The 23,389-nt window shown below is 67.4% G+C and carries 27 protein-coding genes and 1 riboswitch; of the genes, 3 read left to right on the top strand and 24 right to left on the bottom strand.

Annotated features, from left to right (window positions below; translation table 11 throughout):
* Nucleotides 1–60: 60 nt before the first annotated feature.
* The 10 genes from rnc to A9Z00_RS04290 form a co-directional block, all read right to left on the bottom strand.
* Entirely contained in the window at nucleotides 61–762 is a 702-nt protein-coding gene (gene rnc, locus A9Z00_RS04245) for a ribonuclease III (RefSeq protein ID WP_296974801.1), read from the bottom strand.
* Complete coding sequence (gene fabF, locus A9Z00_RS04250) at nucleotides 752–1,990, bottom strand: beta-ketoacyl-ACP synthase II (RefSeq protein ID WP_296974804.1); 1,239 nt, start codon at nucleotides 1,988–1,990, stop codon at nucleotides 752–754. The genes rnc and fabF overlap by 11 nt, the downstream gene beginning before the upstream one ends.
* Nucleotides 1,991–2,151: 161 nt before the next feature.
* Complete coding sequence (gene acpP / locus A9Z00_RS04255; RefSeq protein ID WP_296974808.1) at nucleotides 2,152–2,385, bottom strand: acyl carrier protein; 234 nt, start codon at nucleotides 2,383–2,385, stop codon at nucleotides 2,152–2,154.
* A 67-nt stretch (nucleotides 2,386–2,452) separates the two neighbouring features.
* Nucleotides 2,453–3,205, bottom strand: coding sequence for a 3-oxoacyl-[acyl-carrier-protein] reductase (fabG, locus tag A9Z00_RS04260; RefSeq protein ID WP_296974810.1), 753 nt, complete (start codon nucleotides 3,203–3,205; stop codon nucleotides 2,453–2,455).
* 37 nt (nucleotides 3,206–3,242) lie between these two features.
* Nucleotides 3,243–4,178, bottom strand: a complete 936-nt coding sequence (gene fabD / locus A9Z00_RS04265; RefSeq protein ID WP_296974812.1) for an ACP S-malonyltransferase — start codon at nucleotides 4,176–4,178, stop codon at nucleotides 3,243–3,245.
* Nucleotides 4,179–4,208: 30 nt separating this feature from the next.
* On the bottom strand, nucleotides 4,209–5,189 hold the full coding sequence (locus A9Z00_RS04270) for a beta-ketoacyl-ACP synthase III (RefSeq protein WP_296974814.1): 981 nt from the start codon (nucleotides 5,187–5,189) through the stop codon (nucleotides 4,209–4,211).
* A complete protein-coding gene (plsX, locus tag A9Z00_RS04275; protein WP_296974817.1) occupies nucleotides 5,186–6,193 on the bottom strand; it encodes a phosphate acyltransferase PlsX in 1,008 nt (335 codons plus the stop codon). Before plsX ends, A9Z00_RS04270 begins: the two co-directional genes overlap by 4 nt.
* The gene (fapR, locus tag A9Z00_RS04280; protein ID WP_296975017.1) at nucleotides 6,177–6,767 is read right to left on the bottom strand and encodes a transcription factor FapR; all 591 of its coding nucleotides are present in this window, start codon (nucleotides 6,765–6,767) and stop codon (nucleotides 6,177–6,179) included. The genes plsX and fapR overlap by 17 nt, the downstream gene beginning before the upstream one ends.
* Before the next feature lie 175 nt (nucleotides 6,768–6,942).
* Nucleotides 6,943–7,116, bottom strand: a complete 174-nt coding sequence (gene rpmF, locus A9Z00_RS04285) for a 50S ribosomal protein L32 (protein WP_296974820.1) — start codon at nucleotides 7,114–7,116, stop codon at nucleotides 6,943–6,945.
* A 64-nt stretch (nucleotides 7,117–7,180) separates the two neighbouring features.
* A complete protein-coding gene (locus A9Z00_RS04290; RefSeq protein WP_296974822.1) occupies nucleotides 7,181–7,690 on the bottom strand; it encodes a YceD family protein in 510 nt (169 codons plus the stop codon).
* A gap of 121 nt (nucleotides 7,691–7,811) precedes the next feature.
* Here A9Z00_RS04290 and A9Z00_RS04295 point away from each other — a divergent pair, with 121 nt between their 5' ends.
* Nucleotides 7,812–9,098: a nucleotidyltransferase gene (locus A9Z00_RS04295; protein WP_296974825.1), complete on the top strand. Its 1,287-nt coding sequence runs from the start codon at nucleotides 7,812–7,814 to the stop codon at nucleotides 9,096–9,098.
* Here A9Z00_RS04295 and A9Z00_RS04300 read toward each other — a convergent pair.
* Nucleotides 9,061–10,221 (bottom strand): S16 family serine protease, encoded by a 1,161-nt coding sequence (locus A9Z00_RS04300; RefSeq protein ID WP_296974828.1) that lies wholly within the window; start codon nucleotides 10,219–10,221, stop codon nucleotides 9,061–9,063. The genes A9Z00_RS04295 and A9Z00_RS04300 overlap by 38 nt on opposite strands.
* A 93-nt stretch (nucleotides 10,222–10,314) precedes the next feature.
* Here A9Z00_RS04300 and A9Z00_RS04305 point away from each other — a divergent pair, with 93 nt between their 5' ends.
* Nucleotides 10,315–11,532 (top strand): nucleoside recognition domain-containing protein, encoded by a 1,218-nt coding sequence (locus A9Z00_RS04305; RefSeq protein ID WP_296974830.1) that lies wholly within the window; start codon nucleotides 10,315–10,317, stop codon nucleotides 11,530–11,532.
* Between the two features lie 176 nt (nucleotides 11,533–11,708).
* Here the strand turns inward: A9Z00_RS04305 and coaD are convergent, their stop codons facing one another.
* From coaD to A9Z00_RS04320, 3 genes are all read right to left on the bottom strand, one after another.
* Nucleotides 11,709–12,230, bottom strand: a complete 522-nt coding sequence (coaD, locus tag A9Z00_RS04310) for a pantetheine-phosphate adenylyltransferase (protein WP_296974833.1) — start codon at nucleotides 12,228–12,230, stop codon at nucleotides 11,709–11,711.
* A complete protein-coding gene (gene rsmD, locus A9Z00_RS04315; RefSeq protein WP_296974836.1) occupies nucleotides 12,217–12,810 on the bottom strand; it encodes a 16S rRNA (guanine(966)-N(2))-methyltransferase RsmD in 594 nt (197 codons plus the stop codon). Before rsmD ends, coaD begins: the two co-directional genes overlap by 14 nt.
* A 343-nt stretch (nucleotides 12,811–13,153) precedes the next feature.
* Nucleotides 13,154–13,372, bottom strand: coding sequence for a hypothetical protein (locus A9Z00_RS04320; protein WP_296974840.1), 219 nt, complete (start codon nucleotides 13,370–13,372; stop codon nucleotides 13,154–13,156).
* 271 nt (nucleotides 13,373–13,643) lie between these two features.
* Between A9Z00_RS04320 and A9Z00_RS04325 the strand changes: the two genes are divergently transcribed.
* Entirely contained in the window at nucleotides 13,644–13,856 is a 213-nt protein-coding gene (locus tag A9Z00_RS04325; protein WP_483316265.1) for a DUF2905 domain-containing protein, read from the top strand.
* Between the two features lie 37 nt (nucleotides 13,857–13,893).
* Here A9Z00_RS04325 and A9Z00_RS04330 read toward each other — a convergent pair whose 3' ends face one another.
* From A9Z00_RS04330 to A9Z00_RS04375, 10 genes are all read right to left on the bottom strand, one after another.
* Nucleotides 13,894–14,709, bottom strand: a complete 816-nt coding sequence (locus A9Z00_RS04330; RefSeq protein ID WP_296974846.1) for a TatD family hydrolase — start codon at nucleotides 14,707–14,709, stop codon at nucleotides 13,894–13,896.
* A 209-nt stretch (nucleotides 14,710–14,918) separates the two neighbouring features.
* Nucleotides 14,919–15,689: an ABC transporter ATP-binding protein gene (locus A9Z00_RS04335; protein WP_296974849.1), complete on the bottom strand. Its 771-nt coding sequence runs from the start codon at nucleotides 15,687–15,689 to the stop codon at nucleotides 14,919–14,921.
* Entirely contained in the window at nucleotides 15,673–16,464 is a 792-nt protein-coding gene (locus A9Z00_RS04340) for an ABC transporter permease (protein ID WP_296974852.1), read from the bottom strand. Before A9Z00_RS04340 ends, A9Z00_RS04335 begins: the two co-directional genes overlap by 17 nt.
* Nucleotides 16,454–16,756 carry a thiamine-binding protein gene (locus A9Z00_RS04345; RefSeq protein WP_296974854.1) on the bottom strand — a complete coding sequence of 101 codons (303 nt, stop codon included), beginning with the start codon at nucleotides 16,754–16,756 and terminating at the stop codon, nucleotides 16,454–16,456. The genes A9Z00_RS04340 and A9Z00_RS04345 overlap by 11 nt, the downstream gene beginning before the upstream one ends.
* A gap of 58 nt (nucleotides 16,757–16,814) precedes the next feature.
* Nucleotides 16,815–17,900: an ABC transporter substrate-binding protein gene (locus A9Z00_RS04350; RefSeq protein ID WP_296974855.1), complete on the bottom strand. Its 1,086-nt coding sequence runs from the start codon at nucleotides 17,898–17,900 to the stop codon at nucleotides 16,815–16,817.
* Nucleotides 17,901–18,029: 129 nt separating this feature from the next.
* Nucleotides 18,030–18,140, bottom strand: a riboswitch (TPP riboswitch).
* Nucleotides 18,141–18,267: 127 nt separating this feature from the next.
* Nucleotides 18,268–19,347 carry a glycosyltransferase family 2 protein gene (locus A9Z00_RS04355; protein WP_296975019.1) on the bottom strand — a complete coding sequence of 360 codons (1,080 nt, stop codon included), beginning with the start codon at nucleotides 19,345–19,347 and terminating at the stop codon, nucleotides 18,268–18,270.
* A gap of 2 nt (nucleotides 19,348–19,349) precedes the next feature.
* A complete protein-coding gene (locus A9Z00_RS04360; protein ID WP_296974858.1) occupies nucleotides 19,350–20,189 on the bottom strand; it encodes a class I SAM-dependent methyltransferase in 840 nt (279 codons plus the stop codon).
* A 5-nt stretch (nucleotides 20,190–20,194) separates the two neighbouring features.
* The gene (locus tag A9Z00_RS04365; RefSeq protein ID WP_296974861.1) at nucleotides 20,195–21,505 is read right to left on the bottom strand and encodes a nucleotide sugar dehydrogenase; all 1,311 of its coding nucleotides are present in this window, start codon (nucleotides 21,503–21,505) and stop codon (nucleotides 20,195–20,197) included.
* 30 nt (nucleotides 21,506–21,535) lie between these two features.
* On the bottom strand, nucleotides 21,536–22,519 hold the full coding sequence (locus A9Z00_RS04370; RefSeq protein WP_296974863.1) for a polysaccharide biosynthesis protein: 984 nt from the start codon (nucleotides 22,517–22,519) through the stop codon (nucleotides 21,536–21,538).
* A 165-nt stretch (nucleotides 22,520–22,684) separates the two neighbouring features.
* The gene (locus A9Z00_RS04375) at nucleotides 22,685–23,371 is read right to left on the bottom strand and encodes a glycosyltransferase (RefSeq protein ID WP_296974866.1); all 687 of its coding nucleotides are present in this window, start codon (nucleotides 23,369–23,371) and stop codon (nucleotides 22,685–22,687) included.
* Between the last annotated feature and the right edge of the window lie 18 nt (nucleotides 23,372–23,389).

Below are 23,389 nucleotides of genomic sequence, written 5' to 3' on the forward strand. Positions count from 1 at the left end.
TGAACCGGCGAACGGCTTCGAACTTTCGCGTTCGAAGCCGTTCGCCGCAAGCCTCGTGTGTCAGGCGTCGTCGTTGCCGATCAGGCGGCACGCTTCGGCCGCCGCCTGCTGTTCCGCTTCCTTCTTCGTGCGGCCGACGCCGGTGCCGTACCGGACGCCGCCCACGAGCACGCCGACGACAAATTCCCGATCGTGCGCCGGCCCGCGTTCCTCGTCGATCACGTACTCGATCGGACCGAGCGCGCGATGCTGCGCCCGTTCCTGAAGACGGGACTTGTAGTCCTTCACCGGCAGATAATCGCCGCCGTCGATCAGCGGGAAAATGTGCCGCTTCAGAAAGTCGCGCACCGCTTCCAGTCCGGAATCGAGATACAGGGCGCCGATGAACGACTCGAACAAATCCGCGAGCAACGCCGGCCGCGTGCGGCCGCCGAGCTGCTCCTCGCCGCGTCCGAGCAGCACGTACCGCCCGAGATCGAGCGTCTCCGCGAACTTCGCGAACGAAGGCTCGCACACGATCGAGGCGCGCATCCGCGTCAGCTCCCCTTCCGGGCGGCGCGGATGCGTCAAGTACAGATATTCGGACACGAGGAGCTGCATCACGGCGTCGCCGAGAAACTCGAGCCGTTCGTTGTCCTGCGCGCTGGCGCTTTTGTGCTCGTTTACGTAGGAAGTATGGGTGAACGCCTGTTTGAGCAGCCCGATCCGCTTGAACCGGATGCCGAGCCGTTCCTGCAGGCTTTCGAATCGGTCAGGCTTCATATCTCCTCATCACGATCGTCGCGTTGTGGCCGCCGAAGCCGAACGAGTTCGAAAGACCGGTCCGGACGTCCGACTTGCGCGCGGCGTTCGGCACATAATCGAGATCGCACTCGGGATCCGGATGCTCCAGGTTGATCGTCGGCGGGATGACGCCGTTCTTGAGCGTCAGCGCCAGGATGACCGCCTCGATGCCGCCGGCCGCGCCGAGCAGATGGCCGGTCATCGATTTGGTCGAGCTGACGGCCAGCCTGTACGCGTGGTCGCCGAATGCCTGCTTGATCGCGATCGTCTCCGAACGGTCGCCGACCGGCGTCGACGTGCCGTGGGCGTTGATGTAATCGATCGCTTCCGGTCCGATGCCGGCGTCCTTCAATGCGCGCAGCATGCATCGCGCCGCGCCGTCCGGATCCGGATCGGTGATGTGGTGCGCGTCGCCGCTCATGCCGTAGCCGATGACCTCGGCGTAAATGCGGGCACCGCGCTTCAGCGCGTGTTCCAGCGACTCAAGCACGAGCACGCCGGAGCCTTCGCCCATGACAAAACCGTCGCGCTCCGCGTCGAACGGACGGCTCGCCTTCTCCGGCTCGTCGTTGCGGGACGACATCGCGCGCATCGAGCAGAATCCGGCGAACCCGATCGGACGGATCGCCGCCTCCGCGCCGCCGCAGATCATGGCGTCCGCTTCGCCGCGCTGGATCAGCTTGAACGAATCGCCGATCGAATGCGTGCCCGTCGCGCACGCGGTGACCGCCGTGGAGTTCGGCCCCTTCGCTCCGGTGAGGATCGAAATCTGGCCGGATGCCATGTTCGCGATCATCATCGGTATGAAAAACGGGCTGACCCGCTTCGGTCCTTTCTCGATCAGGATGTTGTATTGCTCCTCCCAGGTGGAGAGCCCGCCGATGCCGCTGCCGACCATGACGCCGATGCGGTCGGGGTCGATGTTCACGCCGGGTTCGAGTCCGGCGTCCCGCATCGCCATCAGGCTGGCCGCGACGGCGAATTGCACGAAGCGGTCCATGCGCCGTGCTTCTTTCTTGTCCATGTAATCTTCGGGCTTGAAATCCTTGATCTCGGCCGCAATTTGCGTCGGAAATTCCGAGGCGTCGAACGCTTCGACGCGCGTCACACCCGACTTGCCGGCGACGAGATTGCTCCAGAACGTATCCAGGTCGCTGCCGAGCGCGGTGACGACCCCCATGCCGGTTACGACAACTCTCCGATTCAAACGCTTCACCTCTGTCAACGGCCTCTGATCCCGGGGCGGCGCGAAGCCGCGTACGCAAAAGCCGCGCCGGCCTCATGGAACTGCAAGCGCATTCCGCATTGCGCGGAAGGAATCCCGGTAAAATGGAGCGAAGTCCCGTCTTGTCAACGGGACTTACGGGACTAGGAATGCGATTCTATGTAATTGACGACTTCACCCACCGTGGTAATCTTTTCTGCGTCTTCGTCGGATATTTCCATATCGAACTCGTCTTCCAGTTCCATGACGAGTTCCACGACATCCAGGGAATCCGCGCCGAGGTCATCCTTGAAGCTCGCATCGAGCGTCACTTCCGACTCGTCCACGCCCAGCCGATCCACGACGATGCGCTTCACGCGTTCGAAAACGTCGGACATCCGGCTCACCTCCTCTTCTCGGTATTATAAGGGATTGTCCGCCAAATTGCCATAGCCTGCGCGGACCTCAGCCCATGTACATGCCTCCGTCCACATGAATCGTCTGACCGGTGATGTAGCTCGCGGCGTCGGAGGCGAGGAACCGGACGACGGACGCGACCTCCGCCGCCTGTCCGAACCGGGCGAGCGGAATCTGCCCGGCCATCCGGGTCTTGATGTCGTCGGACAGCTTGTCCGTCATGTCCGTCTCGATGAAGCCGGGGGCGACGCAGTTGACGGTGATGCCGCGGGGCGCCAGCTCGCGCGCGGCCGACCGCGTCAATCCCATCACGCCCGCCTTCGCGGCGGCGTAGTTCGCCTGGCCGGCGTTGCCCATCGTGCCGACGACGGACGAGATGTTGATGATCCTCCCCGAGCGCTGCTTCATCATCGGGCGCGCAACCGCCCGAATGCCGTTAAATACGCCCTTCAGGTTCGTCTCGATGACCTGGTCGAAATCCTCGTCCTTCATGCGCATGATTAAATTGTCCCGCGTGATGCCGGCATTATTCACCAGGATGTCGATCGTGCCGAACGCCGCCAGCACCTCTTCCACCATCCGTTCAAACGCTTCGGGCTTGCCGACATCCGCCTGCACGAGCAGCGCCCTGCGGCCGAGCGCCTCGACGGCGGCCGCCGTCTCCCGCGCCGCGCCTTCGCTTCCGGCGTAATTGATCGCCACGTCGGCGCCGGCCTCCGCGAGCGCGATCGCGATCGCGCGGCCGATGCCGCGGGACGCGCCCGTCACGAGCGCCTTCTTTCCTTCCAGGGACGCGAACATGTGGGGGACCCTCCTCTCGTTTGTCCGGCGCCCGGCGTCAGGGCGCCAGCGCGGCCAGCGCCGCATCCAGCGCGGCCAGACTGTTCACGGTATGGATGGCGACGGACCCCGCCGTCTTCCGGATGAGTCCGGTGAGCACCGATCCGGAGCCGATTTCGACGAACGTGTCGACGCCGAGGGCCTTCAGCCGGCGCACGGTGTCCTCCCACAGGACGGGAGCGGTGACCTGCTCTTTCAGCAGGCGGCGGATTTCGGCCGCCGACGTCACCGGCTCCGCCGTCACGTTGGCGATGACCGGCACTTCCGCATCCCGCATCTCCAGCGCGTCCAGCACCTCGCCGAGCCGCTCGGCCGCCGGCTCCATGAGCGGCGAATGGAACGGGCCGCTCACCTCGAGCGGGATGACCCGCTTCGCGCCCGCTTCCCTGCCGCGCTCGGCGACTGCCCGCACGCCTTCCGCCGTGCCGGACACGACGATCTGGCCCGGACAGTTCACGTTGGCGAGCACGACGAGTCCCTTCTCGGCGCTGATCGCCTCGCACAGCTTCGCCAGGGCTTCGCGGTCGGCGCCGAGCACGGCCGCCATCGCGCCCTTCCCCGCCGGCACCGCTTCCTCCATGAATTCGCCGCGGCGCCGCACCGCGCGCACCGCGTCCTCGAAGGCGAGGACGCCGGATGCGACCAGCGCGCTGTATTCGCCGAGGCTGTGGCCGGCGACGTAGTCCGGCTTCACCCGGTCCCGGATCAGCTCGAGCAGCGCCGCGCTCACCGTCAGCAGCGCCGGCTGCGTGTTTACCGTAAGCTTCAGCGCTTCCTCCGGACCTTCGAAGATGATCCTGCTCAGCTCAAACCCGAGCGCCCGGTCCGCCCGTTCGAAAATCGCCCGCGCCGCCGGCGACGCGTCGTACGCGTCCTTCCCCATGCCGACCGCCTGCGCGCCCTGGCCGGGGAACACGAATGCAGTTTTGCCCATTGCCTCATGCCTCCGCTTCCCGACGATTGACTACCAGATGAGGACGGACGCGCCCCAGGTCAGCCCGCCGCCGAAACCGACGAGCACGAGGCAATCCCCTTCGCGAATCCGTCCCTGCTCGACCGCTTCCGCAAGCGCGATCGGGATCGAAGCCGCGGAGGCGTTGCCGTAGCGGTCGAGATTGATCATGCATTTCTCCTCCGGCAGTTCCAGCCGGCTGAGCGCCGCCTGGATGATCCGGATGTTCGCCTGGTGCGGCACGAGCAGGTCGACGTCCTTTTTGTCGATCCCCGCCTTCCGGAGCGCCTCCTCCGCCACGCTGCCCATGATGCGCACCGCGAACCGGAACACCTCGTTGCCGGCCATCTGGATGTAGTGCGCCCTGCTCTCCACCGTCTCGGCCGAAGCCGGCAGGCGGGAGCCGCCGCCCGCCACCTTGAGCAGCGGGCCGCCGGAGCCGTCCGCGCCCAGCTCGAACGAGCGGAATCCCCGCCCCTCCGGAACCTCGCCGAGCACGACCGCACCCGCGCCGTCGCCGAACAGGATGCAGGTGTTCCGGTCCGTGTAATCCGTGATGCGCGACAGGCATTCCGCGCCGACGACGAGCGCGTTCCGGTACATGCCGCTTTTCAGCATGCCGACGGCCGTCGCCAGGGCGTAGATGAAGCCGGAGCAGGCCGCCGACAGGTCGAACGCCGCGGCCTTGCGCGCCCCGAGCTTGTCCTGGAGGATGCAGGCCGTCGACGGGAAGAACATGTCCGGCGTGATCGTTGCGACGATGATGAGATCCACGTCTTCGGGTTTGAGCTTCGCCGACCCGAGCGCCCGGACCGCCGCCTCGTAGGCGAGATCCGACGTCGCCTGATCCTCCGCGGCGATGCGCCGCTCGCGGATGCCGGTCCGCGTCACGATCCATTCGTCGTTCGTGTCGACCATTTTCTCGAGATCGCCGTTCGTCAAAATCCGGTCGGGCACGTACATGCCCGTTCCGATAATGCCTACCGCCTTCATCCGCCGGATCCTTCCTTCCCGCTGATATGGTCCGCGATCGCGCGGATCAGTCCGTGCCGGACCGCGTCGCGCGCCTGGCGGATGCCGTTGCGGAACGCCCGCGCGTCGGACGAGCCGTGGCATTTCACAACGATGCCGGCAAGTCCCAAAAGCGGCGCCCCGCCGTATTCCTTGTAGTCCATCTTGCGCCGGAGACGGTTCAGTCCCGGCTTCACGACGGCCGCGGCCAGCTTCGAGATCGCGTTCTTCGTGAACGCGCGCTTCAGCTCGCCCATGATGAGCGCGGCCGCGCCTTCGAACGATTTCAGCATGACGTTGCCGGAAAATCCGTCGCAGACGAGCACGTCGCACGCGCGTTGCAGCACGTCCCGCGCCTCGATGTTGCCCGCGAACCGGATGTCCGGATCGGCGCTGATGAGACCGTACGCCTCCTTCATGAGCTCGGTCCCCTTGCCTTCCTCCGTGCCGACGTTGAGCAGGCCGACGCGCGGCTGCTCCATGCCGTGCACGAGCTTCCGGTACAGGCTGCCCATCACCGCGTACATGTAGAGATGCTCCGGACGGGCCTCGACATTGGCGCCGAGATCGAGCGCGAGCACGCCGACGTCGTCCGTCGAGGGAATCGTCTGCGCCAGCGCCGGCCGCTCGATGCCGGGAATCCGTCCGACGACGAGCAAGCCGGCCGCCATGAGGGCGCCGGTGTTGCCGGCGGACAGCATCGCGTCCGCCTCGCCCTCCTTCACCATGCGGGCCGCGACGACCATGGAAGCGTCCTTCTTGCGCCGAACCGCGCGCACCGGCTCTTCATCCGGGCCGATCGCCTCGGACGCATGCCGGAGTTCCACGTTCGGCGGCTTGCGGCCGTTCACGAGCGGCCCGACCCGTTGTTCGTCGCCGACGAGCACGAACGACGTATCCGGCCATTCGGTTGCCGCCTCCAGCACGCCCTTCACCGCTTCCTCCGGCGCAAGGTCTCCTCCCATGGCATCAATCGCGATCCGCAAGCCGATCCCCTCCTCCATCCTGCTGCGCTCCGGCAGATCGAACGATCAGAAAGTTGCCCTGGAACACCATCTCTTCTCCGACATAGGTGGCGACTTCCACCCTCGCCTTCCGCTTGCCCGAGGAACGGACGTACGCCTTCGCGATGCATTTTTCTCCCAGACGGACCGGCCGGATGAACCGGATGTCGGCCGTCGCCGTAAGCGCCACCTCGTCGTTGATGACGGCCACGGCGAGCGAGTTCGCCTGCGCGAACAGATGGTGGCCGCGCGCGATGCCGGTTCGGGAGAAGACGTGCTCCTTCCGGATCTCGAAGATCGAGATGCCGCTCCGGTCGAGCTGGAGATCGACGATCTCGCCGATCACTTCGTGCAGCGGCAGCGATCGGACGGCGTCGAACGAACGCTCGGCCATCAGCTTGATCCGCTCGCGCAGCTCGGGAATGCCGAGCTCCAGCCGGTCGAGGCGGATCGTCTGGATGCTGACTTTCAGGAGCCGCGTCAGCTCGCGGTCCGTGATGAACGGATTGTCCTCGATGAGACGGGCCAGCCGCCGGTGCCGCTCCTTTTTCGGCAGACGTTCCACAGGATAGCACCGCCTTTGCGATCTGGGAATGTAGGCCCCTCTTAACACCAGGTACTAAAACCAGTATAAAGGAAAAGCCGCGCCGGAAGCAATCCGGAAACGTTCCGCGGCCATCGCCGGCAAAAAAACAGCACCTCACCGGCCGATGAAGTGCTTGCTTTCCGCTTTACTGCTTGATGATCTCTTTCGTCTTGTAATAACCGCACACCTTGCAGACGTGGTGCGCGAGCTTCAGCTCTCCGCATTGGTCGCATTTGACCATGCCCGGGACCGTCAGCTTGAAGTGCGTACGGCGTTTGTCGCGGCGAGCCTTCGACGTTTTCCTGAATGGTACCGCCATCTGTCCCACCTCCTTCGAAAGTCGCGCGAATCGGGTGATTCCTTCCGCGGCCCGAGGGCCGTCGTCAGCCCGGGAACAGGTCCTTCAGCGCGGCCAGCCGCGGATCGACCGGCGTGCGGTCGCAGCCGCACTCCCCTTCGTTCAAATCCTTGCCGCATTCGGGACAGAGGCCCTTGCAGTCTTCCGCGCAGAGCGGAACGAGCGGCAGCTCGAGCTGCACGGCTTCCTCCACGTACGGCGTCAAATCGATCTCGTTGTTCGCTGACGGAATGAACGAGTCCGCTTCCTCTTCGGTCTGCGGCTCCCCGCCCACGATGAAGTGCTCCCGGAACGGGACGGCGACATGGACCGGAACCGGCTTCAGGCAGCGCGAGCACGGCATCGTCAAATCGAGCTCCAGCCCGCCTTCGACGAGCGCCACGCCTTCCTGCACTCCCTGCGCCCGGAGCTCGACCCGGAGCGGTCCGGCTTCGATCACGTCCCGCCTTCCCTTGAACAGCCCCGACACGTCCAGCGTCTCGCGGATGGTCCGCGGAACGCCGCTTGCGTTCAGTTCGTGCACATGGATTTTCACAGGATCACTCCAAACAAACAAAAGTAATTATAGCGATCCGCTTCGCGTTTTGTCAACATTTGCACCGTGTGTTATGGTTATAGCAGATCCTGTCTTGTTATGCGTCGCGGGGGGGAAAACGATGCGTACCGTCGGCGTCATCGTGGAGTACAACCCGTTCCACAACGGCCACCGGCACCATCTCGTCGAATCCGTGCGCGCGACCGGCGCGGACGCCGTCGTCGCGGTGATGAGCGGCCATTTCCTGCAGCGGGGCGAGCCCGCGCTGATGGACAAATGGGCCCGGGCCGAGACGGCGCTGCGCAGCGGGTGCGATCTCGTCATCGAGCTGCCCGTCGCCTACGCGACGAGCGCGGCCGAATGGTTCGCGTACGGCGCCGTCGGCCTGCTCGATGCGACGGGCGTTGTCGACTGCTTCTGCTTCGGCAGCGAGAGCGGCGACATCGGGACGCTCCTGCGCATCGCCGCGCTCGCCGCGGACGAGCCCGCGGATGTGCGCGACCGGATTGCCGCGGGGCTGGATGCCGGGATGAGCTTCCCGGACGCATACAGCGCCGCGCTGCGCCAGGGGCTTGCGGCGCGCGGCGACGCCGGGGCGGCCGCGTTTCCGCTCGAGCAGCCGAACAACACGCTCGGCCTCCACTACCTGATCGCGCTGAGGCGGCTGGGCAGCCGCATGGAGCCGCACACGATCCGTCGCGTGCAGGCCGGCTATCACGACGCGGACGCGCCCTCCGGTTCGATCGCGAGCGCGACGGCGCTGCGACGGCTCCTCTTCGGGAGCGGCCGGCCGGAGGCGATCGCGCCGTACGTGCCGGAGCCCACACTGGCCGTGCTGCGGCGCGAATGGGAAGCCGGGCGGGCGCCGATGGGCTGGCACGCCTTCGCGGCACCGTTGTTCCACCTGCTGCTCAGACTCGACGAGGCGGAACTCGCCGGGTACCGCGACGTCGGCGAAGGGCTCGAATACCGGATCCGGCGCGCGCTGCCCGAACTGAAGCGGCTCGATGTCGACGAGCTGATCGCCCTCGTCAAGACGAAGCGCTACACCCGCACGCGGCTGCAGCGCGCGCTCACCGCCGTGCTGCTCGGCATCCGCAAGGACGACTGGAACCCCGGCGCGCTCGCGGAGGGGCTCGCCTACATCCGCGTGCTCGGCTTCACGCCGAAGGGACGCGAGCTGCTCCGGCGGATGCGGAAAAACGCGAAGCTGCCCGTCCTGCTCAGCGCGGCGGGCGGCGCGCAGGCCGGGCTGTCCGGCGCGGGGGAGCGATACCTGGAGCTGGACGCGAAGGCGACGGGCCTCTACGCCCTCGCCGCCGGCGCCCGGGATCCGCGGGCGCTGCTCCGGGACTACTACGAGCCGCCGGTCATCGTGGAAGAGCCCGATCTCCGCGCAACAGACTGAGCGCGTCTTCCAGCGTGCGCACGCCGGCGACGGACATGCCGCCGCCTTCGGATTCCGCCGCCTCGGCGGCCTCCGCCCGGTTCGCCTCCGGCACGAGGAACAGGTCGGCGCCGGCGCGCGCGGCGGCGATCGCCTTCAATCCGGCGCCCCCAACCGCGCCGACGGCGCCCGACGGCTCGATCGTGCCGGTGGCGGCGATGCGGCGCCCGCCGGCGAGGGGTTCCCCGGTGAGTTGCCCGTAGATATGGAGCGCAAGCGGCAGCCCCGCCGACGGCCCGGCGAGGCCGCCGGTGTCGATCGCGACGCGAAGGCCGGGATCCTCCGGCCGGACCGCGAAGCGTTCGGTGAGCTCCGCTCCGGCGAGGCGGCGCGGCGCGGACGCGGCGGTTGCAACCGTGCCGGCTCCGGATCCGGCGGTTCCATCCGCGGCGAATCGTCCCGCGGTGCCCGATCCGGCGGTTCCATCCGCGGCGGTGCCGTCCGGTGCGCTTTCCTCCGCCGCGCCTTCGTCCGCGGCGACATATACGGTGAACGCGCGGCCGTCGCGCATCACGGTCAGTTCCGCGTTCCGGCCGGCGCGGACCCCGAGCGCATCGGCGAGCTCGTCCAGCCCGCGCACGGCGGCGCCGTCCACGGCCGCGATCCGGTCTCCGGCCCTGAGCCGCCCGGCGCCCCGCACGACGTAGACCCCGTCCGGAACCGCCTCGTACCGCACGCCGGCCGCCCGGAACGCCGCCATCAGCGCCTTCGCGTGCGACTCCTCCGTCAGCACGGCCATCCGCCGCCTGTACTCCTCTCCGCTCTCACCCCGGAACACCGACCGCCTTGCGTGCGCTTCCCGATCCCGCCGCCACGCGGACGAGATGACCTGCCACGGCGCGGCCCGATCGCGCAGGTACACCGTCGCGAGCAGCCACCCGTCCCGCGCTTCCGACTCCGGCGCTTTCCGGTCCGGCCGTTCCCTTTTTTCCACCGTCACGAGCTCATCCGCCGGCACGACGATCCCCGGCTCGTACAGGACATACGGCGTCGGCGCCGCGAACAGGAACAGCACGGCCGCTCCCGCGGCCAGTCCCCACCCGAACGCCGTCCTTGCCGGTCCCGGTTTCGGCCATCCCGGCACCCCGAACGCCTCCTTTCCGGTCTATTCGCCGGCTCGTCCGCGTACATTGAACTGATGCGACTTGTCCGGATCCCGCCGAAGGAGGTTGGCCGCATGATCCGAACCGCCGCGACCGGCGCCGCCCTGCTCGCGCTCGCCCTCTTGATCGTGCGCTTCCCCGGCGAGGCGCTCCAGGCCGCGCTGCGGGGACTCGCCATCTGGTGGAACATCGTCTTCCCCGGGCTCCTGCCTTTCCTCGCGCTGTCGGAGCTATTGCTCGCGCTCGGCGTCGTCCACGCGGCCGGCGTGCTGCTCGAACCGGTCATGCGCCGCCTGTTCCGGCTGCCGGGCAGCGCGGGCTGGGCCGCCGCGCTCGGCTGGTCGAGCGGCTTTCCCGCCGGCGCCGGCGCGGCCGCGCGGCTGCACCGGGAAGGCGCGCTGACCGACCGCGAATGCCAGCGCCTGCTGGCGCTGTCCCACATGCCCAATCCGATGCTGATGCTGATCGTCGTCGGGGCGGGCTTCCTCGGCCGCCCCGAATTCGGCGCCGCGATTGCCGCCTCCGTCTGGTTGTCCGCCCTCGCCGCGGGCTGGCTGCTCGCGCGGCTCGACCCGGCGGCGAGCCCGGCTTCCGCCTTCCGCGCGCCGGGCGGCTTGCGGAGCCTGCTCGGGCGGGCCGCCGCCGCGATGCGCGAAGCGCGCCGCCGGGACGGACGCGGCTTCGGCCAGGCGATGGGCGAGTCGGTCGCGCAATGCGTCCAACAGCTCATGACCGTCGGCGGGCTCGTCATCTTCGGCTCCGTGCTGATCCGCCTGCTGGAGCGGGTGCTGCCGGAACTCCTGGAATTCGCCGCGTTCCCGGGCATTTACGAGGCGCATCTCGGGGCGTTCGCGGCGGCCGGGATGATCGAGCGGTTCGGCGCGCCGGCCGGAGCCGCGCTGATCGCCGCCGTCCTCAGTTGGACCGGCATCACCGGCCTGCTCGCGTCCCACGGCATCGCCGCGGCGGCCGGCGTCCGTTTCCTGCACCTCGCCGCGGCGAAGCTGCTGCACGCGGCGCTCGCCTTCCTGACCGCCGCGCTGGCTTGGAAGCCGCTCGTCCGGCTGGCCGGACTTGCCGGCGGTTCGCTCGCCGCGCTCGGCCTGCCGGCCGGGCCCGGCGCCGGCGATGCGGTCGAGGTCTACCGCGGACTGGCCGAACCCGCCGGCGCGGCGGCCGGCCGGCTGGATCCGCTCTGGAAGGCGGCGCCCTTCTGTGCGTTCCTCCTCGCGCTCTTCCTGCTCCTGATGCTGGCCGCGTCCCTGGCGCAGGCGCGGCGGCCGGGCCGATGACGCCTCACGCCCGTCAAAGGCCTCGCGCCCGTCGAAGCCGGCAAGGCCGCCGCGCACACCGCGGCCCCGCCGTCCGGGGCCGCTCCATGCCCCGGATGCTCCCGCTGCGCGCATCCAATCCCCCGCCGGCGCAAGGAAGGCCAGACCGCCCGAGGCCTGGCCTTCCCGTCCGGGCGTCAGCCCGGCTTGTCCGCTTTCGGGGCGGCGAACTTCACCCGGAGCGCCGCTTCCACCTCGGGCGGCACAAGCTCGCTGACATCCCCGTGGAACATCGCGATCTCCTTCACGATGCTGGAGCTCAGGTACGAATACTTCGGATTCGTCATCATGAATATCGTCTCGATGCTGCTGTCCAGCCGGTGATTCGTCGAAGCGAGCTGAAGCTCGTATTCGAAATCCGACACCGACCGGATGCCCCGGATGATGACGTTTGCGTTCCGCTTCTTCATGTAGCGGACGAGCAGGTCGCGGAAGCTGTCGATCTCGACGTTCGGCAGATCCGACGTCACCGCTTCCAGCAGCGCTTTGCGCTCCTCCACCGTGAACAGCGGATTTTTGCTCGTGTTGTTCAGCACCGCGACGATCAGCTTGTCGAATTGCTTCGCCGCGCGCCGGATAATGTCCATGTGGCCGAGCGTCACCGGATCGAAACTGCCGGGATAGACGGCAATCCTCCGGTTCGGTTCAAGTTCCTTCATCGATGTCCTCCCCGGCCGCGTCCGCGGCATCATGGTAGTGGTAGATCGAGACGGCCGTCCCGCCGTACGTCGCCATCCTGCGGCGCCGGAATCCGCCGAACGTCTCCGGATAGCGGAAGTCCGCCTCGTGCTCGACGACGATGACGGCGCCGTTTTCGAGCATCCCGCGCTCCTCCATTTCGGCCATCAGGCAGTCGGCAATCTTCATCCGGTAAGGCGGATCCAGAAAAACATAGCGGAACACCGCTCCGCGCTTCGCGAGGATGCGCAGCGCCCGCTCCGCCGTATTGCAGTGGACTTCGGACCGGTCCGCCACGCGCGCCGCCTCGACGTTGCGCCGGATGACGGCGACCGCCCGCCGGTCCGCGTCGATGAAGACGGCCCGTTCCGCGCCGCGGCTCAGCGCCTCGATGCCGAGACCGCCGGTTCCGGCGAACAGATCCAGCGCGTGCCCGCCGTCGAAATACGGACCGATCATGCTGAAGATCGCTTCCTTCACCCGGTCCGACGTCGGGCGCGTGTCCAAGCCGGGCACCGCCCGGAGCGGCGTTCCCTTCGCCGCGCCCGCAATGACCCTCACGTTCCACGGCCTCCCGTTGCGTACGCAATCTGTCCTAATCGTACCACAATTTCACTTCCGCGCAAGGCAGCGGCAGGCGGCGATCCTCCGGGCCGGGTGAAAAAATTTTTATCCCGGTATGTATATTTTGCTCCGCACGGGACATCCTGTAGACAGCGGCGTCGGGAGACGTCGCGAAAACCGCGGAGAAGACTTACGTTTCCCCATAAGCTCTTCGTCCGGTTTCTCCTCTCCCATGCTTGGGGGCTCCCGCGAGGGGGCCCCGACTTTTTTCTTGCAAATGCCGAAACCCCGCGGCCTTGACGCCGCGGGGTTCGTTCAAGACGGACCGTTGCATCGACGGTCAAACGCTTTCTTCTTCGGATCCGGCACCGGACCGCTCGGCGTCTGCATCGCCTTCGGACGCCTCTTCCCCATCCTCAGCCTCCCCGTCCGGTTCCTCCGCCGCCGCCTGCTCGGCAGCGGCCTGTTCGGCTTCCGCTGCGGCTTGTCCGGCTTCCGCAGCCTCCCGCTCCGCGCCTTCGAGCTCCAGCCCATCCTGTTCCAGATCCCGTTCGCCCATCGCGATCCCTCCATCCCACATCCGTCCATTTCCTGCGCTTCCATTAGAAATGGACGACCCTGCGGATGCTGTCGCCCCGTGGAATCGAAGGTGACGGATGGATCACAAATGCGTTACACATTGTTACAAAAGAACCACAAGGATACGATTCGTCTCCGGGATCCGCTCCGGGAAGCGCGACCGGCTCGTCCGATTGCAACCGGCCATCGCATCCGTTATGCTGTTGGCAGAAGGAACTATCCGCGTCGGGAGGGAATGCAGCGTGCCGAACATGCCCAAACTGCTGATGGCCGCCGGCGCCGTCCTGTTCCTCGTCGGGCTCGTCTGGATGCTCGTCGGCAAATCGATTCCGCTCGGCCGGCTCCCCGGCGACATCGCGATCGAGAAGGAGAACTTCCGGTTTTATTTCCCGATCGTTACCTGCATCGTCATCAGCATCGTGCTGTCGGCCGTCCTGTATCTCGTGCGGCTGTTCATGAAATGAAATGACCATGACGAAGGCCGGGGCCCCGCCGGGACGTTCAGAAGCCATAGAACCGCTTCGTCGTCTCCAGCATCACCCCGGCCGTCTCGTTGACGCCGAGCCCTTTCAGCTCCGCGACGGCGCGTATGACGTCCCGCACGAGCGCGGGGGTCGTCGCCCGTCCGGCGTAGGGCCCTTCGTATTGCCACGGTCCGTCGGTCTCCGCCATGAGCAGTTCGAGCGGATACGCGCGCACCAGCTCCCGGATCTCCGGCTCGTACACGACGTCCGGCGTCACGGACACGTGCCATCCGCGCGCGATCATCCGGCGAACCGCCGATTCCGGCCCCTTGAACCAGTGGAAATGCGCCCGTCTCACGCCGTGCCGCTCGAGTGCGTCGCACGCCTTCTCCGCGTCTTCGTACACGGCGTGGAGCACGATCGGCCGGTCCAGCTCCGCCGCGAGCGCCGCGAACCGGTCCAGGAGCTGAAGATGCGGCCCCTCGTCGAACGGGCGCCCGGCCTTCTCCGCTTCGGTCCGCGTGTAATAGGGAAGCCCGACCTCGCCGATCGCAAACCGCTCTCCCGCCTCGTGCCGCTTCCGGATCCACGCGAACAGCTCCGCCTCCTCCTCCGGCCCGGGCACCGGAATTTCCGGATGGTGGCCGTAGGCCGGCATGAAGCGCCCGGCGTGCCGGAGCGCCAGATCACGGTTCACGCGGCTCGATTCAAGGTTCACCGACACGCCCACGACCGCCTCGCAGCCTTCCGCGTACGCTTCGGCCAGCAGCCGCTCCCGCTCCTCCGGCGCGTATTTGTCCACGTGGATGTGGGCGTCGATCCAACCGAACCGCGCCGATTGTTCCGCCGTCATGCTCCCGCCTCCTTCCGTCCGGGAAAAGGAACCCGCCTTACCGATACGCGCTCCGTTCCATGCGTTCCCGCTCCGCCGTCCTCGTCCGATGCGCGGAAGCGGCGGCCGGGCGCGGCGGCAACCCGCCCGCATTCCCGCATCCCGCGCATGCGGCCCGCTCCGGCATCCGCGGCCGGCGATCGGAGACCGCGTGCAAGCCGCGGCCGCTGCTATCCGCTTGCCGTCCCGGCCGCCTCGGCCGGTTTCAGCAGCTCGTGGATCGCCTCCCGGAGCTCGGCGAACGCCGGCACCTTCCACAGCTTCGGGTCGCGCGGCCGCCCGAACGGCACCGTGAATTCGCGCAGCACGGACGCCGGGCGCGCCGACAGGACGACGATCCGGTCGGACAGGAGCAGCGCCTCCTCGATGCTGTGCGTCACGAGCAGCACCGCGCGCCGGTTCTCCTCCCAGATCGACAGCAGCCACTCCTGCATGTGCTGCCGCGTCAGCGCGTCGAGCGCGCCGAACGGCTCGTCGAGACACATCAGCTTCCGCGGGCTGAGCAGCGCGCGGATGAACGAGACGCGCTGCTGCATGCCGCCGGACAGCATGTGCGGCCAGGCGTTCGCATATTCCGCTAGGCCGACGCGTCCCAGCCAATCCCGGGCGAGCCGGCGCGCCTCCGCGCGCGGCACGCCGGCGATGCCGAGCGCAAGCTCGATGTTGCCGGCAACCGTCCGCCACGGCAGGAGCGAGGGCTGCTGCGGCATGTACGCGATCAGCCCGCGCCTGCCGTTCGCGGGCCGCCCTTCGATGTATATCTCTCCGCGCTCCGCTTGTTCCAGCCCGCCGATCACCTTGAGCAGCGTGCTCTTGCCGCACCCCGACGGCCCGATCAGCGAGACGAACTCGCCGTCTTCGACCCTGAGCGTCACGCCGCCCAGCACCGGCCTGTCCCCGTAGCGCATCGCGACATCCCGCACCTCAAGCGCCGGAGCCATCGCCGCCCCTCCTCTCCGTCTTCGGCCGCCAGCGGACGACGAGCCGCTCGGCGAGCCCGGCCAGGCCGTACATCAGCATGCTGAACGCGATGATGATGATCGTGCCGGCGAACACGCGCGCCGTCTCGAATCCGCTGTAGGACAGCTTGATGTAATATCCGAGCCCGCTGCCCCCGCCGAACCATTCCGCCGCGACCGTCGTCGTCACGCTGTACGCGGCCGCGATGCGGAAACCCGAGAACAGATACGGCACCGCGTTCGGCAGCTCCAGCTTCGTGAAGATCGTCCGGCGGTCCGCGCCGATCATCGCGAGATAGCCGCGCAGCGCCGGATCGCACTCGCGCAGGCCGGTCAGCATCGCCACCGTCACGGGAAAGAAACAGACGAGCGCAATGAGGACGATTTTCGGTTCTTCGCCGAACCCGAGCCAGATGAGCAGAAGCGGCACGAGCACGATGTACGGCACGCTCTGCGACAGGACGAGCAGCGGCGCCGACGCCCGCCGGGCGCCGGGGATGAGATGAATCGCCGCCGCAAGCGCAACGCCGGCGAGGACGCCGAGCGCAAGGCCCGTCAGCGTCCGGCGGACGGTGGCCAGCGTGTGCATCTCGAGCCGCGGCCAGACGTTCGGCTGCATCGCTTCGCGCACGATCGCCGACGGGCTCGGCAGGATGTAGGGGTCGATCGCGAACATCCGGACCGCCGCTTCCCATGCGGCCGCAATCAGCGCGATGACCGCCAGCGGCAGCCATCCCGAAAGCCTCTTATTTCCCATCGGGATACTTCTCCAGCAGGCGCGCCATCGAGGCGCCCTCGGCCGGATTGTAGTAAATCTTCACCTGCGAGATGACGGACGGGCACCCCGCTTGGATCATCGCCTCGTTCATTTCCTTCACGAGCGCAAGCAGCCGCGCCAGATCGCCCTCGATCGTCGTCTCGAGCGGCCCGACCCGGTAGGGAAGCCCCGAGGCTTTGATGATCCCGATGGCCCGGTCCACGTAGGGGTTCACGCTCTCCCCGCCGGGAGTGCGCGGCAGGATCTGGATGCTGAGCAGCGCGTCGGCCACGCCGGATTCCCCGCTTTCCTTCCGAAAATTATTGGTTCGAATCGGCACGAGCGCCGGCTTACTCCGGCAGGAACTCGTTCGTGAACGCCGTTTCCGGATCGAACTCGCCTTCCATCACGCCGTGCTCGGCCATCCAATCGGCGTAATTCTTCCACACTTCCAGCTTCTGCTCGCCCCAGCGCGGCGCGTCGTCCTGATACTTCGCGCTGAGCCACTTCTGGCTCGCCCGGACGAGGTCCGCGTTCAGGTCGGGCTCGGCCGCGATCAGCACCCCGGCCGCTTCTTCCGGATGTTCGATCGCGAACTTGTACCCGGCGGCCGCGCCGGCGACGAACGCCTTCACGAGCTCCGGCCGTTCCCGGATCAGCTTCTCGCTCGTTGCGAGCACCGGCGTGTAGTAGTCAAGCTTCTCGCTGTAGTCGGTCAGCCAGATCATGTTCAGCTCCTCGCCGCGCAGCTCCGCCTCGATGCCGGTCCAGCCGTAGAAAATCCAGAAGAAATCGATGTCCCGCTTGACCGCCGTGAAGAAATCGGTGTCGCCGACGTTCACGAACTCGACCTTGCCCACGTCGCCGCCCACTTCCTGCATGAGCGAGTCGATGACCGCTTCCTCGACCGGCGAGCCCCAGCCGCCGTACCGCTTGCCTTCGAAATCCTTCGGCGTCCGGATGTTCTTGTCGACCGGCGAAGCGAAACCGGACGTGTTGTGCTGGATGACGGCCGCGATCGACACGATCGGCACGCCGTTCGTCCGCGCGAGGGTGACCGCTTCCTGGTAGCTGACGCCGAACTCGGCATCGCCGGAGGCGACCATCTGCTCGGCGCCCGCTTCGCCGGGCTGGACGATCTCGACCTCAAGCCCCTGCTCGGCGAAAAATCCCTTGTCCCGCGCGACATACAGCCCCGTGTGGTTCGTGTTCGGCGACCAGTCGAGCACGACCCGCACCTTCTCCAAGGGCTTGTCCGCTCCGTCCGCGGAACCGTTCCCCGTGGCGCCGGCATCGCCCGAACCGCCCGCGCCTCCGCCGTTTGCACCCGTGCCGCCGCTTTTGCCTCCGCCGCCGCATCCGGCCAGCGCAAGCAACAGCGCGAGCGCCAGCAACCCCCATCTTTTTCTGAACAGCATTCTCCACTTTCTGGACATGATGGCTCTCTCCCGTCCTGCATCCGAAATTTCGACAACACGCAAAGAAGCGCCCCCTGACCGGAAGGCGCCTTCGCTTCAATGCCCATGGCGGCGCGGCGCGGCATGCGGCAAGCAAGCCGCATGCGGCGCGCTGCTTCGACATTTCCCTACGCTGGCATTATCCAGATCAGGTTCAAGGGTCGGTATCGCATCCGGATACCCTCTCAGCCGGCTGACCCAGCTCCCCGGGCTTCTATGCGGTTGTCGCTTTACGCCCATTATAGCAGAAGGGCGCGATTGCGCAAGGGCCGGCATGCCGCGGGGAGGGAAACCGGCGGTCCTTGCGCCGCATCGCCGCGCATCGTCCCCGCGCGCGGCAACGGCGCTACGCCCCGCCCTGCAGCTTCTCCTCCAGGATGCGACGGTTGGCCTTGAGTCCCTCGTCGTCCGGCAGCCACGCGAGCGCGGCCTCATTGTGCCGGGCGGCGTCCTCCCATCGTCCCATCCTCCCGAAGCAGACGCAGATCCGCGCATGCGGCAGCCAGGTGCGGCACGCGTGGTTCACGACGCCGAGCCAGCCCTCGGGCAGCGGCGCGTCCAGCGCCCGCTCGTACCAGTACGCGGCCGTCCGCCAGTCCCCGGCTTCCTCGAACCAGGCGCCGAGGGCGCAGCACACCTCCGCGTGGGGCGCGTCGAACCGGAACGAGCGGAGCAGCGCGTCGATCTGACCGGCCGGGTCGTTCAGACGCCGGCAGCAGTCGGCCAGCCGGAGCGAGGCCGCGACCTTGTCCTCCCGGTAGCCAACCGGCTCCGCGAGGAACGCCCGGTAGGCGTCCGCCGCCTCGGCGAAGCGTCCGACGTCCGCGAGCTCGTTCGCATAATGGAAGAGATCGCGGCCCTTGAGACCGCCGGTCTCGGCCGCGATCCGCTCGTAAATGCGCAGGTTCCGCTCCGAATGGTCCCGCACCGCGCGCAGATGCGCGATGCCGATGTCGACCGCGATGACATGCGCGCCGGTGATGTCCAGGTATTCGTGCACACGGCCCCGCCAGCGGAAACCGCGGCCCCGCCGGACGAGGCGGCAGCGGCGGGCAGAGGCCGTCGGACGCCCCGCCTGGTCGAACGCGAGCCAGTACGGCATGAGCACGGCGTCGGCGTGGTCCGGCATCCGCGCCTTGAACGCGGCGAATTTTTCCCGCTCCGGATCGGGCAGCACGTCGTCCGCGTCGAGCCACATCAGCCAGTCGCCCGTCGCCTGGTCGAACGCGAAATTGCGCGCCGCCGCGAAATCATCCGTCCACTCGAAATCGAAAATGCGCGCGCCGTACGAAGCGGCGATCGCCTTCGTCCCGTCCGTCGAACCGGTGTCGACGATGACGATCTCGTCGACGACGGGTGCGACCGACGCCAGGCACCGGCCGAGCACCGCCTCCTCGTCGCGGACGATCATGCACAGGCTGATCATCGTCACGGCCGCCCTCCTTTCCCCTGGTTCATGCTGCTCCGCGCTTCCGCAAGCTGCCGCTGAAGCACCTTCAGATGGCGCAGCAGCTCTTCGATCCGGTCGTCCTTTTCCTTGAGCTGCGCCTCCAGCGCCCGGATGCGCTCGTGCTGGCTGCGGACCATGCCGCGCAGCTTCGCCTCCCTCTGCTGGTAATCCCGCTCGCGGGCGAGGAACTGTTCCTCGTCCAGCCGGATCAGCCGCCTCATCCGCTCTGCGTTGTCCGGCCGGCGAAAGCGGAACGACCGCTTGCGGCCGGCATAACAGAGATAACGGTGATGCACCTCCATCGTGATTTCGTCAAAGAAGGGATCGACGAGCTTCGCGAGCCGCCCCGCATAATACGTCTGCTTGTGGTCGTGGAACGTGTGCAGACCGAAAGGCACGGTGATGACGCAGACGCCGCCGTCCGCGAGCCAGTTCGAGACGTTGGCCAGCACCCGCTCCGGCTGCGTGAAATGCTCGAGCACCTCGCCGAGCAGCACCGTGTCGAACGGGCCCCATTTGTGCGGCTTCGTCGCGTCGGCCGCCAGGAACCGGACGTTCGCGCGGACGATCGCGGGCTCCTTCGCGAGCTCCGCCCGCGCATAGCGGATCGCCCCGTCCTCGATATCGATGCCGAGCACCTCGAACCCTTCGCGGCCGAGCAGGATCGACGCGATGCCCTGGCTGCAGCCGACATCGAGCACGCGGTTCCTCTTGGCGTGCCGGCACATCCAATGGATGCGGGCGCGCGTCGCCTCCTGCGACGCGCCGGAACCCGATTGCCCGTAATACCTCTTGTTCACCTGATCCTCGTTCACCATGGAACTCACCCCCGCGCGGCGGGAAGCCCCAAGGCCGGCTCGCCCAGCCGGGCGATGCGGCCGCCGGGAATCCCGGCAAGCGCGTTCCGCGTGTCCAGCACGAGCGGCGCATGCTCGACGACCAACCGGACGTCAATCGCCGAATGGTTCGTCAGGATGACCGCGAGATCGAGCCCCTGGAGCAGCCCGGGCGTGAGCTCCTCCGTCCGGTACGTCCGGCCGCGGTGCCGGAAGGACGGCACGAGCGGATCGCAGCAGACGACGTCCGCCTGACGCGCGGCGAGCTCATCCAGCACGTCCAGGGCCGGCGATTCCCGGACGTCGTCGACATCCGGCTTGTAGGCGATGCCGATCAGCGCGATCCGCGCGCCGCGCACGGGCTTTCCTTCCCGGTTCAGCAGGTCCGCCGCCCGCTCGACGACGTGCATCGGCATCCGCCGGTTCACCTCGTCCGCCAGCTCGATCAGCTTCATCGGCCGGCCGTGCCGGCGCGCCGCCCAGTTCAGATAGAGCGGATCGATCGGAATGCAGTGGCCGCCGATGCCCGGGCCCGGCCAGAACGGCAGGAAGCCGAACGGCTTCGTCGCCGCCGCCCCGATCACCTCCCATACGCTCAGGCCGAGCTTCTCGCAGAGCAGCGCGAATTCGTTCGCGAGCGCGATGTTGACGCTGCGGAACGTGTTCTCGAACAGCTTCGCGGCTTCGGCCGCCGCCGTCGAGCTGACGGGCACGACCTCCTGTACGATCGCGCGGTAGAACCTGAGGCCCGCCTCGAGGCAGGCGGATGTCGCCCCGCCGACGATCTTCGGCGAATTGTCAAGCCGGTGGACGCGGTTGCCCGGATCGATCCGCTCGGGCGAATGGCAGAGATGGAAATCCTCACCGACCCGCCAGCCGCGCGTCTCTTCGACGGCGCGGCGGATCAGCTCATCCGTCGTGCCCGGATACGTCGTGCTCTCGAGCGCGATGAGCACTCCCCGCTTGAGGTGAGGCAGCATCGCGGCAACCGCCGAACGGATATACGTCAGGTCCGGCTCCCGTTCCGGCGTCAGCGGCGTCGGCACGCAGATGACGACCGCGTCCGCCCGGGAGATCGCGGCGTAGTCGCCGGTGGCCGTGAACCGATCCAGCACGGAGCGTATCTCGTCGTCGCCGATGCCGATCACCGTCGAACGTCCCGCGTTCAGGCGGTCGATTTTCTTGCCGTCCACATCCAACCCCAGCACGCGGTATCCGGCCTTCGCCAGCGCCAGAGCCAGCGGCAGTCCGACATAGCCGAGCCCGATCACGGCCGCGGTCCGGTCGCGTGTCTCCATATCCGCTCCTCCCTCCTTTGCCCCGTCATGTCAAAAACCGCCGGCATCGAGCAGCCGGGCGATGCCTGCCTTGTCCAGCAGCTCGTCGTCCGACCGGTACGGCTTCGGTTTCGCCGGCCGGCACGAGGCGTACCGGTGCTGAAGTTCCGGCCCGGGGTTCGGAGGCAGAATGACGAGCACGTCGTCGTCGTAATGTCTGGCGTGCAGCGCCTCGCGCGCGGACACCAGCGTCTCGTGCAGCTTTTCGCCTTCCCGGATGCCGATTTCCCGGATGCCCACCTTCGCACCCGACCGCTCGATCAGCACCTCGGCCAGATCGAGGATGCGGAAGGCCGGCATCCGGATGACGAACGTCTCGCCGCCGATCGCCGCTTCGGCCGCGCGCAGGAGCAGGCCGATTGCGCCGGACAGCGTCATGAAATAGCGGGTCATCTCCCGGTGCGTGATCGGCAGATCCTCGCCGCGCCGGATCCGCTCGAGGAAGAACGGTACGACGCTGCCGTTCGTGCCGAGCACGTTGCCGCCGCGAATGCAGACGAACCGCGTCTCGTCGGTCAGCGCATTCGCGCGGAGCGTCAGCTTCTCGGCGATCGCCTTCGTCATCCCGTACACGTTCACCGGATCGACCGCCTTGTCCGTCGACACGTCCACGACCTTCTTCACCCGCCGCGCGATCGCGGCCCGGATGACGTTTTCGGTGCCGAGCACGTTCGTCCGGAACGCCTCGTCCGGCTGCCGCTCGCAGATCGGAACGTGCTTCAGCGCCGCGAGGTGGAAGACGATGTCGACGCCTCGGCAGGCGTCCAGCACGGCCCCGTAGTCCCGCACATCGCCGATGATGAACCGGACGCGCCCGTCCGCGCCGAGCTCCCGCTCCATCTCGACCTGCCGGTGCTCGCCGCGGGAGAACACCCGGATTTCCCGCGGATCATGCCGCTCAAGCAGCGTCCGGACGAGATGGCGTCCCCAGGACCCCGTCCCGCCGGTCACGAGAATGGTGCTGCCGTTGTACATCCCGTTTCCTCCTTTCCGATCCGCCTGCCGTCCGTCGCGCCGCCGCCCTTCCGGGCCGCAGCGCCCGTCTTGAGCCGTTCCGCCGCCTGGGATTTCTCCCCGCGTGCGCCGTCTTCCGTCCGTGTCGCGCTTCCCATTCCGTCGTCACTCCTCCCGGCGGCGGGATCACATGAATTCGGCGAGCACGGCGCGCATCGCTTGCTCGCTCAGCCTGCCGCGGAGCGGCACCTTCTTCTTCGACGCGTTGGCGCCGTGCACGACGTTCACGTAATTCCGCCCGGGCAGCACCTCGTGGGGCAGCTTGATCACGTACCCGTGGCCGTTGCCGGGCGGTTTGATCCGGTAGCCGTCCAGATAGTCCGCCGTCTTGTAGATGTAGGTGTAGAATTGCGGGGAAAAATGGTGCACCTCGGCCATCACGTTTTCGATCGTATCCCACATGTAGCCGTCCTGGTTGATCAATGCGACCGTTCCCGGCTTCGGCTTCCAGTTCATGAGCAGCTGCACGAACGTCCGGCGGTACAGGTCGTCGGAATCGAGCCGAGCCACGAACAGTTCGTCGGAGCCGGAGGCGAACGCCTTGATCGCCTCCACGCAGGTCTTCTCCGAGCCGAACCGGACGTTCGGCGGAAAGTCCGCCCAGTCTTTGCGCAGCGGGCCGTACAGCAGCGGCTCGGATTCGTCCGCGAGCTTCAGTACCGCGAGAAAGTCCGGATTCGTCTGACGCTTCAGCGACCGCAGGGTATATCGCCGGAAAATCGCGATCCGGTTGCGGATCCACGCCGGCTTGAGCCGGTCCGGAACGATGCCGTAGTTGTTGAAATTGACCTCGATGACGACTCGCCTGGCCATGTTCTACCTCCTTGTCTG

Source organism: Thermobacillus sp. ZCTH02-B1 (genome assembly GCF_002159085.1).
In the GTDB taxonomy this organism is placed as follows: domain Bacteria; phylum Bacillota; class Bacilli; order Paenibacillales; family Paenibacillaceae; genus Thermobacillus.

What these genes read in the sequence shown, in the direction of transcription:
- rnc (WP_296974801.1), bottom strand. Translation starts at nt 762, where the DNA reads ATGAAGCCTGACCGATTCGAAAGCCTGCAGGAACGGCTCGGCATCCGG.
- acpP (WP_296974808.1), bottom strand. Translation starts at nt 2,385, where the DNA reads ATGTCCGACGTTTTCGAACGCGTGAAGCGCATCGTCGTGGATCGGCTG.
- fabG (WP_296974810.1), bottom strand. Translation starts at nt 3,205, where the DNA reads ATGTTCGCGTCCCTGGAAGGAAAGAAGGCGCTCGTGACGGGCGCGTCC.
- fabD (WP_296974812.1), bottom strand. Translation starts at nt 4,178, where the DNA reads ATGGGCAAAACTGCATTCGTGTTCCCCGGCCAGGGCGCGCAGGCGGTC.
- A9Z00_RS04270 (WP_296974814.1), bottom strand. Translation starts at nt 5,189, where the DNA reads ATGAAGGCGGTAGGCATTATCGGAACGGGCATGTACGTGCCCGACCGG.
- rpmF (WP_296974820.1), bottom strand. Translation starts at nt 7,116, where the DNA reads ATGGCGGTACCATTCAGGAAAACGTCGAAGGCTCGCCGCGACAAACGC.
- A9Z00_RS04295 (WP_296974825.1), top strand. Translation starts at nt 7,812, where the DNA reads ATGCGTACCGTCGGCGTCATCGTGGAGTACAACCCGTTCCACAACGGC.
- A9Z00_RS04305 (WP_296974830.1), top strand. Translation starts at nt 10,315, where the DNA reads ATGATCCGAACCGCCGCGACCGGCGCCGCCCTGCTCGCGCTCGCCCTC.
- coaD (WP_296974833.1), bottom strand. Translation starts at nt 12,230, where the DNA reads ATGAAGGAACTTGAACCGAACCGGAGGATTGCCGTCTATCCCGGCAGT.
- A9Z00_RS04320 (WP_296974840.1), bottom strand. Translation starts at nt 13,372, where the DNA reads ATGGGCGAACGGGATCTGGAACAGGATGGGCTGGAGCTCGAAGGCGCG.
- A9Z00_RS04325 (WP_483316265.1), top strand. Translation starts at nt 13,644, where the DNA reads ATGCCCAAACTGCTGATGGCCGCCGGCGCCGTCCTGTTCCTCGTCGGG.
- A9Z00_RS04330 (WP_296974846.1), bottom strand. Translation starts at nt 14,709, where the DNA reads ATGACGGCGGAACAATCGGCGCGGTTCGGTTGGATCGACGCCCACATC.
- A9Z00_RS04335 (WP_296974849.1), bottom strand. Translation starts at nt 15,689, where the DNA reads ATGGCTCCGGCGCTTGAGGTGCGGGATGTCGCGATGCGCTACGGGGAC.
- A9Z00_RS04340 (WP_296974852.1), bottom strand. Translation starts at nt 16,464, where the DNA reads ATGGGAAATAAGAGGCTTTCGGGATGGCTGCCGCTGGCGGTCATCGCG.
- A9Z00_RS04350 (WP_296974855.1), bottom strand. Translation starts at nt 17,900, where the DNA reads ATGTCCAGAAAGTGGAGAATGCTGTTCAGAAAAAGATGGGGGTTGCTG.
- A9Z00_RS04355 (WP_296975019.1), bottom strand. Translation starts at nt 19,347, where the DNA reads ATGATCAGCCTGTGCATGATCGTCCGCGACGAGGAGGCGGTGCTCGGC.
- A9Z00_RS04360 (WP_296974858.1), bottom strand. Translation starts at nt 20,189, where the DNA reads ATGGTGAACGAGGATCAGGTGAACAAGAGGTATTACGGGCAATCGGGT.
- A9Z00_RS04365 (WP_296974861.1), bottom strand. Translation starts at nt 21,505, where the DNA reads ATGGAGACACGCGACCGGACCGCGGCCGTGATCGGGCTCGGCTATGTC.
- A9Z00_RS04370 (WP_296974863.1), bottom strand. Translation starts at nt 22,519, where the DNA reads ATGTACAACGGCAGCACCATTCTCGTGACCGGCGGGACGGGGTCCTGG.
- A9Z00_RS04375 (WP_296974866.1), bottom strand. Translation starts at nt 23,371, where the DNA reads ATGGCCAGGCGAGTCGTCATCGAGGTCAATTTCAACAACTACGGCATC.